The organism is Streptomyces sp. NRRL S-1813 (assembly GCF_000719605.1).
Taxonomy (GTDB): domain Bacteria; phylum Actinomycetota; class Actinomycetes; order Streptomycetales; family Streptomycetaceae; genus Streptomyces; species Streptomyces decoyicus.
The window spans coordinates 14,842-28,568 of the sequence record NZ_JOHB01000015.1; the positions used below are offsets into that span (position 1 = coordinate 14,842).

The 13,727-nt window shown below is 71.1% G+C and carries 12 protein-coding genes; 3 read left to right on the plus strand and 9 right to left on the minus strand.

Annotation, left to right across the window (positions count from 1 at the left end; translation table 11 throughout):
- Window positions 1–26: 26 nt before the first annotated feature.
- The gene (locus IF67_RS0121590; RefSeq protein ID WP_030988051.1) at window positions 27–884 is read left to right on the plus strand and encodes a phosphatidylinositol-specific phospholipase C/glycerophosphodiester phosphodiesterase family protein; all 858 of its coding nucleotides are present in this window, start codon (window positions 27–29) and stop codon (window positions 882–884) included.
- A gap of 86 nt (window positions 885–970) precedes the next feature.
- Here IF67_RS0121590 and IF67_RS0121595 read toward each other — a convergent pair whose 3' ends face one another.
- The 5 genes from IF67_RS0121595 to xylB all read right to left on the minus strand — a co-directional run bounded on the left by IF67_RS0121595 (window position 971) and on the right by xylB (window position 7,747).
- A complete protein-coding gene (locus IF67_RS0121595) occupies window positions 971–1,603 on the minus strand; it encodes an N-acetylmuramoyl-L-alanine amidase (protein ID WP_030988053.1) in 633 nt (210 codons plus the stop codon).
- Between the two features lie 245 nt (window positions 1,604–1,848).
- Complete coding sequence (locus IF67_RS0121600; protein ID WP_030988054.1) at window positions 1,849–3,264, minus strand: family 2B encapsulin nanocompartment shell protein; 1,416 nt, start codon at window positions 3,262–3,264, stop codon at window positions 1,849–1,851.
- Between the two features lie 132 nt (window positions 3,265–3,396).
- Window positions 3,397–4,809 carry a family 2B encapsulin nanocompartment shell protein gene (locus IF67_RS0121605; RefSeq protein WP_030988056.1) on the minus strand — a complete coding sequence of 471 codons (1,413 nt, stop codon included), beginning with the start codon at window positions 4,807–4,809 and terminating at the stop codon, window positions 3,397–3,399.
- 165 nt (window positions 4,810–4,974) lie between these two features.
- Entirely contained in the window at window positions 4,975–6,252 is a 1,278-nt protein-coding gene (locus tag IF67_RS0121610; protein ID WP_030988058.1) for an ROK family transcriptional regulator, read from the minus strand.
- Between the two features lie 64 nt (window positions 6,253–6,316).
- Window positions 6,317–7,747 carry a xylulokinase gene (gene xylB / locus IF67_RS0121615; RefSeq protein ID WP_030988059.1) on the minus strand — a complete coding sequence of 477 codons (1,431 nt, stop codon included), beginning with the start codon at window positions 7,745–7,747 and terminating at the stop codon, window positions 6,317–6,319.
- 130 nt (window positions 7,748–7,877) lie between these two features.
- On the opposite strand from xylB, the gene xylA reads away from it, so the two are divergent.
- The gene (gene xylA / locus IF67_RS0121620) at window positions 7,878–9,041 is read left to right on the plus strand and encodes a xylose isomerase (RefSeq protein WP_030988062.1); all 1,164 of its coding nucleotides are present in this window, start codon (window positions 7,878–7,880) and stop codon (window positions 9,039–9,041) included.
- A gap of 26 nt (window positions 9,042–9,067) precedes the next feature.
- On the opposite strand, the gene IF67_RS0121625 is transcribed toward xylA, so the two are convergent.
- Window positions 9,068–10,033 (minus strand): acetylxylan esterase, encoded by a 966-nt coding sequence (locus IF67_RS0121625; protein WP_030988064.1) that lies wholly within the window; start codon window positions 10,031–10,033, stop codon window positions 9,068–9,070.
- Window positions 10,034–10,167: 134 nt separating this feature from the next.
- Here IF67_RS0121625 and IF67_RS0121630 point away from each other — a divergent pair, with 134 nt between their 5' ends.
- The gene (locus IF67_RS0121630; protein ID WP_030988066.1) at window positions 10,168–11,010 is read left to right on the plus strand and encodes a hypothetical protein; all 843 of its coding nucleotides are present in this window, start codon (window positions 10,168–10,170) and stop codon (window positions 11,008–11,010) included.
- A gap of 148 nt (window positions 11,011–11,158) precedes the next feature.
- Here the strand turns inward: IF67_RS0121630 and IF67_RS0121635 are convergent, their stop codons facing one another.
- From IF67_RS0121635 to IF67_RS0121645, 3 genes are read right to left on the minus strand one after another with little or no spacing between them, the layout of a single operon-like run.
- Window positions 11,159–11,989 carry an amino acid ABC transporter ATP-binding protein gene (locus IF67_RS0121635; RefSeq protein ID WP_030988068.1) on the minus strand — a complete coding sequence of 277 codons (831 nt, stop codon included), beginning with the start codon at window positions 11,987–11,989 and terminating at the stop codon, window positions 11,159–11,161.
- On the minus strand, window positions 11,986–12,771 hold the full coding sequence (locus tag IF67_RS0121640) for an amino acid ABC transporter permease (RefSeq protein WP_030988070.1): 786 nt from the start codon (window positions 12,769–12,771) through the stop codon (window positions 11,986–11,988). The genes IF67_RS0121635 and IF67_RS0121640 overlap by 4 nt, the downstream gene beginning before the upstream one ends.
- Window positions 12,772–12,782: 11 nt before the next feature.
- Window positions 12,783–13,580, minus strand: coding sequence for an ABC transporter substrate-binding protein (locus IF67_RS0121645; RefSeq protein WP_030988071.1), 798 nt, complete (start codon window positions 13,578–13,580; stop codon window positions 12,783–12,785).
- Window positions 13,581–13,727: the final 147 nt, after the last annotated feature.

The window sequence follows — 13,727 nt, forward strand, 5'->3', positions numbered from 1 at the left end:
GACGCTCACTATGACCCGGAGATGTCATGAATCCGTACACCCGCAGAACGGCCGTCGTGTCGCTGGGCGCCGTCCTCGCCGCGGGCCTGACCGCGCCCGCCGCCGCCCGTGACACGGCCGTACGGCCCACCGGCCCCGTGCCGCTGCGCCGTGCCCATGCACACAACGACTACGAGCACGCCCGGCCCCTGCTCGACGCCCTCGACCACGGCTTCGGCAGCGTGGAGGCGGACATCTGGCTGGTGGACGGCCGTCTGCTGGTCGCCCACGAGGAGGGCGGTCTCGACCCGGCCCGCACCCTGGAGGCGCTCTATCTGGATCCGCTGCGCCGACGGATTCGCGCCAACGGCGGCACGGTCTACCGGGGCCATCGGCTCTCCCTCCAGCTGCTGATCGACCTCAAGACCGCGGGCGATCCCACCTACCGCGCGCTGGCCCGGGTCCTGCACGGCTACCGGGATCTGCTGAGCGTCTGCCGCGCGGGCCGGGTACACGGCGGTCCGGTCACCGCCGTGATCTCCGGGGACCGGGCCGCCCGTGCGCCCATGGAGGCCGAGCGGGTGCGCCACGCCTTCTACGACGGGCGCCCGGAGGACCTGGGGACCGCCGCCCCCGCTTCCTTCGCCCCGCTGGTCTCCGCCTCCTGGACGGACCTCTTCGGCTGGCAGGGCGTGGGCCCGATGCCGTCCGCCGAGCGGGAACGGCTGCGCCGGCTGGTGGCGGCCGCGCACGGTGAGGGGCGCCGGCTGCGCTTCTGGGCGTCACCGGATGCGGCCGGAGCGGCGCGCGAGGCGGTGTGGACGGAGCTGGTCGGCGCCGGCGTCGACCACCTCAACACCGATGACCTCGCGGGCCTGGCGCGCTTTCTGCGGTCGGCTCACTGACCGCCGCGCCGGGCGCCGTCGCCGGTGTACGCACGCCGTGCCGAGGCCTTTCGGGCACCCCGAAGGGCGCGGTACGGCGTGCCGTGTCATCCGGCGCCGTGCCAGGAGGCGTCGTTGACCAGCTGGAGATAGCGCGCCCAGTCCCAGAACTCACCGGGGTCGGTGTGGTCGGTGCCGGGGACCTCGACATGGCCGATGATGTGCTCGCGGTCCTTGGGGATCCGGTAGCGGTCACAGATGGCGGCGGTGAGCCGGGCGGACTGCTCGTAGAGCGGATCGGTGAACCACAGCGGGTCGTCGATCCAGCCCTCGTGCTCGATGCCGATGCTGCGGGTGTTGTAGCCCCAGTTCCCGGCGTGCCAGGCGACATTCCGCTCGCTGACGCACTGCGCGAGATAGCCGTCGGCGGACCGTACGACATAGTGTGCGGCCGCCTTGTGCGCGGGGTCCTGGAAGAGCGCGAGGGTGTCCGCGTAGGTCTCCTGGGTCACATGCACCACGACCATCTCGACGGGATACTGCGTCGGGCGGTTGGCGGCGGTGAAGTTGGCCGGACTGGCCGGCACCTGGTGGACAGGGGGGTAGGCGCCGCCGCGCGGCGACCGCCGGGCGGGAGCGGCACCGGCCGCGGTGAAGGGGACGAGTGCGGCGGACGCGGCGAGCGCGGCCGCACCGGTGAGCAGGCGCCGACGGGCCGGGCGATGGTGGTCGGGCTCCATGTGAACTCCTGACAAGGACCGAGGGGGAGTGGTCGCGTACATGTCACGCACACATGCGGTGCGTTCATGATGCGCAACAGGGCACGCCCTGCCAAGGGAATGGCCGTTCTGCCAATGGGCTCGACCAAAGGCAGAACGGCGCAGGTCAGGAGTGGCGAGATACCTGATCGGACGTCACTCGGGTGCCGCGCACACGGGCCTGACGGCCGACCGTGCGCGCGGACCCGGACCGGACCCCCCGCCGGTCAGTGACCGATCTCTACGTCCTCCAGGATGCCCAGCGCGTCCGGCACCAGCACCGCCGCCGAGTAATAGGCGCTGACCAGGTAATTGATGACGGCCTGGTCGTTGATGCCCATGAACCGCACCGACAGGCCGGGCCGGTACTCGTCCGGGATGCCGGTCTGGTGCAGTCCGACCACGCCCTGGTTCTCCTCGCCGACCCGCAGCGCCAGAATCGAGCTGGTCTGCTCCGGGGTGACGGGGATCTTGTTGCAGGGCAGCAGCGGAATGCCCCGCCAGGCGCGGACCGCCGTGCCCTCGAACTCCGCGGTGGTGGGGTAGATTCCCCGGGCGTTCCACTCCCGCCCGATCGCCGCGATGGTGCGCGGATGCGCCAGCAGGAACTGGGTCTTACGGCGCCGGGAGATCAGCTCGTCCAGGTCGTCGGGGGTCGGCGGCCCGCTGCGGGTGTGGATGCGCTGCTTGAGGTCGGCGTTGTGCAGCAGCCCGAACTCGGGGTTGTTGATCATCTCGTGTTCCTGGCGCTCGCGCAGCGCCTCCACGGTCAGCCGCAGCTGCTGGTCCAGCTGGTTCATCGGGTCGTTGTAGAGGTCGGCGACCCGTGAGTGCACCTTCAACACGGTCTGGGCGACGCCGAGTTCGTACTCCCGCGGCGCCAGCTCGTAGTCGGCGAAGGTGCCCGGCAGGGCCGGCTCGCCGACATGGCCGGCGGCCAGCTCGATGGCCGCCTCACCGTGCTTGTTCTGCGACGGCGCCAACGCCCCTCGGAACTCCTCCAGATGGGTGCGCAGCGACTCCGACCGGCCCAGCACCTCTTCGAGGTCGCTGCGGTACAGGGTCAGTGCGGTCACCCGGGTCACCGCCCGCACGGAGTGCTCCCACTCCGCGTCCCCTGTCAGCAGCACCGTGGCGCCGAGGGCGTCACCGTCGGCCAGCACCCCCAGTACCGTCTCGTCGCCGTACTTGCCGGTGCCGAGGCGGTCGAGCTTGCCGTGGGCGATCAGGATGACCCGGTCCGCCGGTCCGCCCGCACGGGCCAGCACATCGCCCGGTGCGAACTCCCGCTGGACGAAGCGGTCCGCCAGCGCCTCCAGCGTCCCGGCGTCGGTGTAGCCGCGCAGCGGCGCCAGCTCCCGCAGCTCCGCCGGAATCACCCGGACTTCGGAGCCGGTCGAGACGAAATCCACCCGGCCGTCACCAAGGGTGTGGGTAAGCCGGCGGTTGACGCGGTACGTACCGCCGGAAACCTGCGTCCAGGGCAGGATGCGCAGCAGCCAGCGGGACGAGATCCCCTGCATCTGCGGCACGGTCTTGGTCGTGGTCGCCAGCTTGCGGGCGGCCGCGGTGTCCAGGCTGGACCGGCTCTGCTCGATCGCGGACTGCTGCGGTCCGGACGTCGGATCCACCGATGTGGTCATGAAGAAGGCTCACCTGTTCTTGTCGGTGCTGTGCTGTGCGTGCGGCGCCTGCACGTGCGTACGGTCGGCGCGGCAGGGCAAGCGGAGGGACGCGGCCGTTCGCCGGGCGCTCCGGGTCCTTCCACGGGCCGTTCAGTGGCCGATCTGTACGTCGTCGAGAACGCCCAGGGCATCGGGCACGAGAATGGCCGCCGAATAGTAGGCGCTCACGAGATATTTGAGGACGGCCCGGTCGTCGAGACCCATATAACGCACCGAGAGGCTCGGCTCGTATTCATCAGGAATTCCGGTCTGGTGCAGGCCGACGACGCCCTGCTTTTCCTCGCCGGTGCGCAGCAGAAGAATCGAACTCGTCCGTTCCGGTGTCACCGGAATCTTGTTGCACGGGAAAATCGGCACCCCGCGCCAGGAGGGCAGCGAATGCCCCATGAAATCGACCGCGGTCGGATACAGCCCGCGGGCACTGCACTCCCGGCCGATCGCGGCGATCGTGAGGGGATGGGCGAGCAGAAAGCCCGGGTCCTTCCAGACCGTCGCCAGCAGGTCGTCGAGGTCGTTGGGGGTGGGCGGGCCGGTGCGGGTGTGGATGCGCTGCTTGAGGTCGGCGTTGTGCAGCAGCCCGAACCCGGGGTTGTTGATCATCTCGTGTTCCTGGCGCTCCCGCAGCGCCTGGACGGTCAGCTTCAGCTGCTCCTCGACCTGGTTCATCGGGTCGCTGTAGAGGTCGCCGACCCGGCTGTGGGCGCGCAGCACCGTCTGCGCGACGCTGAGTTCGTACTCCCGCGGCGCCAGGTCGTAGTCGACGAAGGTGCTGGGGAGGGGCGGCTCGCCATGGTGCCCCGAGGCGACGGAGACCGCCGACTCCCCGCTGGTGTTCGTCGGCTGCGCGGCGTCCTGCCCGGCCGCCGCCAGATGCTCGCGCAGCCCGGGGGAGCGGTCGGCGATCTCCTGTGCGGCCTGCCGGGGCAGCGCCATGACCGTCACCCGGGTCACCGCGCGATAGCTGAACTGCCAGGTCCCGTCGGGGTCGGTGAGTGGCGCGTCCCCCAGGTGGTCGCCGCCCGCCAGCGCTTCGAGCACCGCCTCTTCGCCGTATTTGCCGGTGCCGATACGGTCCACCCGGCCGTGCGCGATCAGCACCAGCCGGTCGCCCGGCGCGCCGGCTTCGGCGATGAGTTCACCGGGCGCGTATTCCTGCTGGGTGAACCGCTCGCCGAGCGCGGACAGCACCTCGGTATCGGTGAATTCCCGCAGCGCGGGCAGCTCGCGCAGCTCATCGGGGATGATCTCGACATCGCCGCCGCTGGTATGGAAATCGATGCGCCCGTCGCCGAGCGTGTACGTCAGCCGGCGGTTCACCCGGTAGGTGCCGCCGGACACCTGCACCCAGGGCAGCAGTCGCAGCAGCCAGCGGGAAGTGATGCCCTGCATCTGCGGCGCGGTCTTGGTGGTCGTCGCGAGATTCCGCGCGGCGGTGGTACTCAGACTGGAATTCTGGGCGTCTTCCGCACTGCCGTGCAGCGATTCACCGGCAATCGTCACAATGCCACCTGTCTCTTCGGAGGGTGCTGTGCGGACAGCCCAGGAACACCTTTTTCAAGGCCGTTCCGCGGCAACCCGCCGAACCGAAGGTAGTGGTGCTGTTTTTATCGGCACAATCGCTCGATGGGGTGGCATGGAATTCTCGTTCCCTGGAAAGGTTTAGCGGGTTCAATTCCGGGGAGAGTGTGCCGGGGCGCAGGAGTGGAGGGGATCGTCCAGTACGGCCTGGAGCGCCGCGTGCGCCGCCCCGAGCAGCGGCCCGTCCGCGCCCAGCCGGGAGACCGTCACCAACGGGCCGTCGGCCCGCCCGGGATCCGCCGCGACGGTTGTCCGCAGCGCCAACTCCCGTTCCAGGGACGGCAGGATCCAGGGCGCCAGCCCGGCGAGCGCACCGCCGAGGACCACCGCTTGCGGATCGAGCAGATTCACCGCCCCGGCGAGCGCGATCCCGAGCGCCGTCCCCGCCTCGTGCAGCGCCCGCACGACGGCCGCGTCCCCGTCGGCGGCACGGCGCGCCAGCAGGCCGATACGGGCCCCCGGGCCCGGATGCGCGGCCGCCGCCCGCCCGGGGGTGAGCCCGCCTGCGCGCAGCACGGCCTCTTCCCCCGCGTACCGCTCCAGACAGCCCCGGCCGCCGCAGTCGCACGCCGGGCCGTCCGGATACACCGGCACATGTCCCAGCTCCCCCGCGAACCCCCGTGCCCCCCGCAGCAGTTGACCGTCCACGACGACTGCGGCACCGATACCGATCTCGGCCGACACATGCACGAAGTCCGGCGGCGGGGCCGGCCGGCCGTCGTCCCGGCCCAGCCGGAGTTCGGCCAGCGCCCCGAGGTTGGCCTCGTTCTCGACGGTCAGCGGAAGGGGGAGGGAGCCGTCGCCCGGGGCCGTTGCCCCGGCGAGCCCCGGGGCCAGATCGGCCGCCCGCCAGCCGAGGTTGGGCGCGTGCACCACGGTCGTCGAACCGCGGGCCACCAGACCGGGCACGGCCACCGCCAGCCCGGCCGGCCGCAGTCCCTCGGCGGCGATCTCTTCGGTCACCTCCGCGAGCAGCGCGGACAGCCGCCGCAGCACCGGCCCCGGAGCGCTGTGCCGGTTCGCCGCACCGACCGCCGCCCTGGCCCGGACCCGCCCGCGCAGATCGACCGCGCACACCGCCAGATGATCGACGCCTATCTCGGCCCCGATCCCGGCCGGGCCACGGTCGCTGACCGTCAGTTCACTGCCCGGCCGCCCGCGGCCGCCGGTCGCCGCCCGCGCCGTCTCGACCAGCAGCCCGGCCCGCAGCAGCTCGTCGGCCAGCGGGGCCACACCCGCCCGGGTCAGCCCGATCCGCGCCGCGACCGCCGGCCGGGAGAGCGGACCCTGCATGGCCACGGTCCGGAGCACCCGGGCCAGATTGCGCCGCCGGATGCCGTGCTGGGTGTCGCCGCCGGGCGCGGTCACAGGGTTCTCCTCGGGGTGATGGCGAGGGTGCGGTCCCTCCTGGTGTACGGCTGCGGTGCTGCGGTCACCGTCGCAGCAGCGCCTCGCCGTCGGCGAGCGTCGTCGCCAGCCGGTCCCAGGCGGCGACGTCCCGCGGCTGAGCCTCGTACTCCGCGCCGCGCGCCGTGCCCCAACGACGGGCCACCGCCGCCGGGTCCTCCTCCAGCAGCAGTCCGGCCGCCTGCGCCGCCGCGCCGAGCGCCACCAGTTCCTGCGCCTCGGGCACCACCACCGGGCGGCCCGACAGCCGGCGTACCGTCTCCCGCCAGGCCCGGCCCTTCGCGCCGCCGCCGATCAGCAGCAGCGGCGTATCGGGCGCGGCATCCGCGTCCAGCACCCGGTCCAGGGCCTGGAGCAGCGCGAACACCGCACCGTCGTAGGCGGCCTGGAGCAGCTGACCGGCGGTGGTGTCGTGCCGCAGCCCGTGGACCAGGCCCGAGGCGCCGGGCAGGTTCGGGGTGCGCTCGCCGTCGAGGAACGGCAGCATCGCCACCTCACCGCCCGCCTCCACGGCCTCCCGGTCGCGCCCCAGCAGCGCCGCCACCCGGTCCACGGCGAGCGTGCAGTTCAGGGTGCAGGCCAGCGGCAGCCAGTCGCCGCGGGCATCGGCGAAGCCCGCCACGGTGCCGGTCGGATCGGCGGGCCGGTGGGCGGAGACCGCATAGACCGTCCCCGAGGTGCCCAGGCTCAGCACCGGCTGCCCGGGACGCAGGCCCAGCCCGAGCGCGGCCGCCATGTTGTCCCCCGTCCCGGCAGCCACCAACGCACCATGGGGCAGCGGCAGATCGTCGGCGTGCACGGTCCCGGCGGCCTCACCCGGGAGCGCCACCCGCGGCAGCGCCTCGGGGGACAGTCCGACGTGCTCCAGGATCTCCGCGTCGTAGGACTCGGTGGACGACGCCCACCACCCGGTCCCGGACGCGTCGCCGCGATCGGTGACGGACTCGCCGGTCAGACGCTCGGTGAGGTAGTCGTGCGGCAGTCGCACCGCGGCGGTGGCGGCGGCCGCGGCCGGCTCGGTCTCCCGCAGCCAGGCCCACTTGGCCACGGTGAACGCCGGACCCGGCACGCTGCCCACCCGCTGGGCCCAGGCCTTCGCGCCCCCCAGCTCCGCGATCAGCCGCTCGCTCTGCGGCGCCGGGCGTACGTCGTTCCACAGCAGGGCGGGGCGCACCGGCTCACCGGCCGCGTCCAGCGCGACCAGCCCGTGCTGCTGACCGCCGACGGACAGCGCCGAGGCCTGCCGCGCCGCGTCGCCGCACTGTGCCAGCGCCTCGCCCAGTGCCTGCCACCACCGGCCGGGGTCGCTCTCCTTGGCGTCGCCGCCGCTGACCGTGTGCGGGGCCTGCCCCCGGGCGATGACCACGCCGGTCGTGGCATCCACGACCAGCGCCTTGGTGGACTGCGTCGAGCTGTCCACCCCGACGACCAGCGGTCCGGCTGACTGTGCGCCCATCGTGCACTCTCCCTCGGCGGCCCGTATCCCATGGTGTCGGTCCAGGGGGTTCCCCGGTGTGCTGTCGCATATTAGTTTGGCCGCGGCGGAATTTGTAAAGTGCGTTGACTAAATGATCGAGGGAGTCACGATGAGCCGTCAGCCCGTGCCCGGGGACAAGTTCAGCTTCGGCCTGTGGACCGTCGGCTGGCAGGGCCGTGACCCCTTCGGGGACGCCACCCGCCGGGTCCTGGACCCCGTCGAGTCGGTCCACCGCCTCGCCGACCTCGGCGCGTACGGCGTCACCTTCCACGACGACGATCTGATCCCGTTCGGCGCCGGCGACATCGAGCGCGAGACGGCCGTCAAACGCTTCCGGCAGGCACTGGACGCCACCGGCCTGATCGTCCCGATGGCGACCACCAACCTCTTCACCCACCCCGTCTTCAAGGACGGCGCCTTCACCGCCAACGACCGTGGCGTCCGCCGCTACGCACTGCGCAAGACACTCCGCAACATCGACCTGGCCGCCGAGCTGGGCGCCCGCACCTATGTGGCCTGGGGCGGACGGGAAGGCGCGGAGTCCGGGGCCGCCAAGGACGTACGGGCCGCCCTGGACCGGATGAAGGAGGCCTTCGACCTCCTCGGCCAGTACGTCGTCGAGCAGGGCTACGACCTGAAGTTCGCCATCGAGCCCAAGCCCAACGAGCCGCGCGGCGACATTCTGCTGCCCACCGTCGGCCACGCCCTCGCCTTCATCGAGCGGCTGGAGCGCCCCGAGCTCTACGGCGTCAACCCCGAGGTCGGGCACGAGCAGATGGCCGGGCTGAACTTCCCGCACGGCATCGCCCAGGCGCTGTGGGCCGGCAAGCTCTTCCACATCGACCTCAACGGCCAGAGCGGGATCAAGTACGACCAGGACCTGCGCTTCGGCGCGGGCGACCTGCGGTCCGCGTTCTGGCTGGTCGACCTGCTGGAGACGGCCGGTTACGGCGGACCGCGGCACTTCGACTTCAAGCCGCCGCGCACCGAGGACCTGGACGGCGTCTGGACGTCGGCGGCCGGCTGCATGCGCAACTATCTGCTCCTCAAGGAGCGCGCCGCGGCCTTCCGGGCCGACCCGGCCGTCCAGGACGCGCTGCGCGCCGCGCGCCTGGACCAGCTGGCCCGGCCCACCGCCGAGGACGGCCTGGCCGGACTGCTCGCCGACGGCACCGCCTACGAAACCTTCGACGTCGAGGCGGCAGCCGCCCGCGGGATGGCCTTCGAGCATCTGGACCAGCTGGCGCTGGAACACCTGCTGGGGGCCGTCTGAGGGGTGCCAGGAAGGCGGGTGGCCGCTCAGCCGAACAGCTTGCGCACAAAGGCTATTTCGGCTGCCCGCTGCTCGCCGCCGCCCCCCTCGTGGGCGTTGAACCGCCACACCTTCAACTCCTTCTCGCCCCCGTAGTGGTGGTACGCGGCGAAGCCGGTCGAGGGCGGGACCACCTCGTCGCGCAGCGCCGTGCCGAAGAGGGCGGGGGCGGAGGACCGGGCCGCGAAATTGAGGCCGTCGAAGTGGTCCAGGGTGTGCAGCGCGGTGTCGATGTGGCCGCGCGCACCCGCGAAGTAGCGGGTGAGTTCGCCGTACGGCCCGGTGTCGGTGATCTCGACCGCGCGGCGGATGTGGGTTAGGAACGGGACATCGATCAACGCGCCCGCCAGGCCGGGGACCAGGCCCGTCACCGCCAGGGCGGCGGCACCGCCCTGGCTGCCGCCGGCGACCACGGTCCGGCCGGCGTCCACCGCCTGGTGTCCGCGTGCCACCTCCACGGCCCGTACCGCGTCGGTGAACAGCCGCCGGTAGTAGTAGTCATCGGGATCGAGCAGGCCCTGGGTCATCTTGCCGGGTACGCCCGGATTGCCGGAGCCGACCGGATCGGGGGTGTCGCCGGGCCGGTTGGGGCCGCTCTGTCCACGGGTGTCCATGACGAGGGTGGCGTACCCCGCGGACGGCCACAGCAGCCAGTCGTGCACCATGCCCCGGCCGCCGCCGTAGCCGAGGTACTGCACGATGCACGGCAGCGGCCCGTCGGCCGCCCGCGGGAACAGGAACCAGCCGCGGATGCGGTGCCCGCCGAAGCCGGAGAACGTCACGTCATAGGTGTGCAGCAGGGCCAGCCCCGCATCGGCCTCGGCGAAACGCGCGTCGAGGTCGTGGGCACCGGCCTCGTCGAGGGTGCGCCGCCAGAAGGCGTCGAAGCCGGCCGGCTCGGGGCGCGGCGGGCGGTAGGTGTGCAGCTCGTCCAGGGGCAGGTCGGTGAACACGAAGAACCTCCGAGCCGTAGGGTGGCTTGCTGCCTGTCGCCAACGGTGCCCATGGGCCGGACATTTCAGACCTGAAATGTTCCAGGTTGGTCACCGAGTCCCTGAAAACCGAGTAAAGAAGCGATCATTTCCACATGAGTTTTCCTCCGCCTCCGCCGCCGAACCAGCCGCCTCAGCCGCCTCAGGGCACCCCGGGCGGCTATGGCCCGCCGGCCGGTGGCTACGGCCCGAGCGGCCAGGGCCAGGGCGGGTTCGGCCCGGGCGGCTACGGCCCGCCCGCGGGCGGCAACCAGCCCCCCGGTGGCTTCGGACCGCCCGCAGGCGGCGGCTACGGCCCTCCCGGCCCGGGTGGCCCCGGCGGTTGGCAGCAGCCGCCCGGCCCGCCCGGCGGTGGCGGCAACGGCAAGACCATCGCGGCGATCATCGGCGGTGGTGTGGTCGTGCTGGCCGCCGTCATCACCTTCATCGTGATCAACAACAGCGACGACGGCGGCAGCAACAACCGTGCCCAGTCGCCCGCTTCGAGCACCAGCGCCACACCGTCCGCGACGCCCTCCTATGACGCCACCCCCACCGGGACGCCCACCGGCAGCGACTTCGAGAGCAGCACGCCGACGCCCGACGACGACAAGATCCCCTTCTACCTGATGAAGGCCGGCGACTGCTACGACCGTCCGGCCGGCGGTGGCGGCAACAACGACAAGGCCTCCTGCAACGGCCCGCACGATGCCGAGGTCGTCACCGTCCACCGCCTCGGATCCGGCCTGACGACCGAGACCGAGATCCGGGCCAAGGCGTCCTCGCTGTGCCGCAACGAGCTGCAGAGCAAGGCGGCCCGGCAGCCCAGGGGGACCGCCGAGGGCACCTACATCCAGTACCCCACCCTCGACGGCTACAAGATCGGCATCAAGTCCGTCAGCTGTAGCCTGGCGGGCAACAGCACTGCCACCAAGAAGCTGACCAAGCCGCTTTCCTGAGCCGGACGGTCACCGCCGTCGTCGGCACCCCGGCCGTCGACGAGACGGCCCTGAGCGTTGAACGCATCGGGGCCGTCCTTCCTGGCGACGCCGTGGCCGTTGACGAGCGGGCGGTGCGCGGCCCGCCGGCCGCGACGCCCTCGACCGGTCAGCGGTCGACCCGCTTGCCCGCCGCGCCGGTGTCCGTGACCTCCGCGGCCGCCGGGTCCAGCACCCGCGCCAGAAAGGTCCGGGTCCGCTCGTGCTGCGGGGCGCCCACCACCTGCTCCGGTGTGCCCTCCTCGACGATCACCCCGCCGTCCATGAACACCACCCGGTCGGCGACCTCCCGCGCAAAGCTCATCTCGTGGGTGACGACGAGCATCGTCATGCCTTCCTGCGCCAGCGCTCGCATCACCGCCAGCACATCGCCGACCAGCTCGGGGTCCAGCGCCGACGTCGGCTCGTCGAAGAGCATCAGCTCCGGTTCCATGGAGAGCGCACGGGCGATGGCCACCCGCTGCTGCTGTCCGCCCGACAACTGCGCGGGATAGGACCCCGCCTTGTCGCTCAGCCCGACCCGTTCGAGATTGGCGCGGGCGATCCGCTCCGCCTCGCCGCGGTCACGGCGCAGCACCCGGCGCTGGGCGATCGTCAGATTCTCCAGCGCGGTCAGATGCGGAAAGAGGTTGAAGGCCTGGAAGACCATCCCGATCCGCCGCCGGACCCGGTCGATGTCCACATCCGGGTCGGTGACCTCGGTGCCGGCCACCACGACCCGCCCCGCGCTCGGCTCCTCCAGCAGATTCACACAGCGCAACAAGGTCGACTTCCCCGACCCCGAGGGCCCGATGACACACACCACCTCGCCGCGCGCCACCGAGAAGTCGATCCCGCGCAGCACCTCCAGCTCACCGAACGCCTTGCGCAGGCCCTGTACGTCGATGGCCTTCGCATCCGCCGTCTCCGGTGCCGCCTGGTCGGTCGTCACGCCGCTCACCTGGCCTTCGCCGTACGGGCCTCCAGCCGACGGACCAGCTGGCCGAGCGGGAGGGTGATCACGAGATAGAGCAGCCCGGCGATCAGGATCGGGGTCAGGCTCTTGTGCTCATTGAGGGCATCCCGGCCGAAGTTGGCCAGCTCGAACTGGGTGAGGGAGAGTCCCAGCAGATACACCAGCGAGGAGTCCTTGGTCAGCAGGATCAATTCATTGGTCAGCGGTGGCAGCACGATACGGAACGCCTGGGGAATGACGATCGAGATCATTGCCCGGCCGTGCGACATCCCCAGGGAACGCGCCGCCTCGGTCTGGCCCTTGGGGACCGCCTGAATACCGGCCCGGATGGTCTCCGCCATATAGGCAGCGCCCACCAGTCCGAGCGACAGCATCACCGTGATGTTCATATCGAGCGCGACCTCGAAGGCCAGCGGCACACCGAAGCCGAGCGCGATGAACACCAGCAGACAGGGGATCCCGCGGAAGAACTCGATATAGGTGACGGCGATCCAGCGGTAGGGCGGCACCGACGAGAGCCGCATCAGTGCGAGCACCAGGCCGAGCGCCAGACCGAAACCGAAGCCGAGCAGGGTGTAGAGGACGGTGTTGACCAGCGCCGTGGTGATGATCTCCGGGAAGAGCGCCTTGGCGACCTCCACGTCGAAGAACGCCATCCGCAGCTGGTGCCAGTCGGCGACCAGCGCAAAGGCCACCACGGCGGCGACCAGCACGCCGTACTGCACGCCGCGGATCGCCCGCGCGCGCTGTCGTTTGGACAGTGACATGACGGCCGGCCTCAGCTCTGCGGGGTGGTGCCGAACCACTTCTTGTAGATCCGGTCGTAACTCCCGTCGGATTTCGCCTTCTTGATGACCGCGTTGATCTTCTTGCGCAGCGCGTCATTTCCGGTGCGTACGCCGATGCCGTAGTGCTCACCGGTGTTGAATTCCGCGGTGACCTCGGTGTCCGCGTTCTGCTTCACATAGTCGAAGAGCACGCCGTTGTCATTGATGCCGGCATCGACCTGCCCGGACTTCACGGCGGTCAGCAGCAGCCCCAGATCCTCGAACTCCACCAGCTCGACGCCCTTGCCGTGCTTCTTGGCGTAGATCCCGCCGGTGGTGGCCTTCTGGTATCCGAGCTTCTTGCCCTTGAGGTCCTCGACCTTCTTGAAGGGCTTGCCGGACTTCGTCAGCAGTGCCTGGGTGGCATTGAAATAGGGGTCGGAGAAATCCATGACCTTGTCCCGCGCGGACGTGATCGTCATGCCGGCCGCGGCAAGATCGCATTTGCGGATGGTGAAGTCCTGGCCGGTCTCGATGCCTTCGAAGGGCGTATTGACGATCTCCTGCTTGACGCCCAGGTCCTTGGCGACCAGGTCCACCAGATCCACATCGAACCCGACGACCTTGCCGTCCTTCTTCACCTGGAACGGCGCGTAGGGCAGGTGGGTGCAGGTCTTCAAGGTCCCGGAGGAGACCAGCTCCAGGCCACCGGAGCCCTTCTTCCCGTCGGACTTGGTGCTGCTGCACCCCGCCAGAACGACGATGGCCGCGGCAGCGGCTATGACAGGCAACGCGGAGCGAGCGGACACAGGCCCTCCAGGGGCAGGATGAACATCAACCAAGCCGTGCGTGCTGCGATGTGGCTGCATACTGCCATCGGCCCGGGGCCCTGTCGCCGCTGCTTCGGTTGCGTCTGTGTAACGCCTTCGGCCCGCATCCTGGCCCGTGGCGACCGC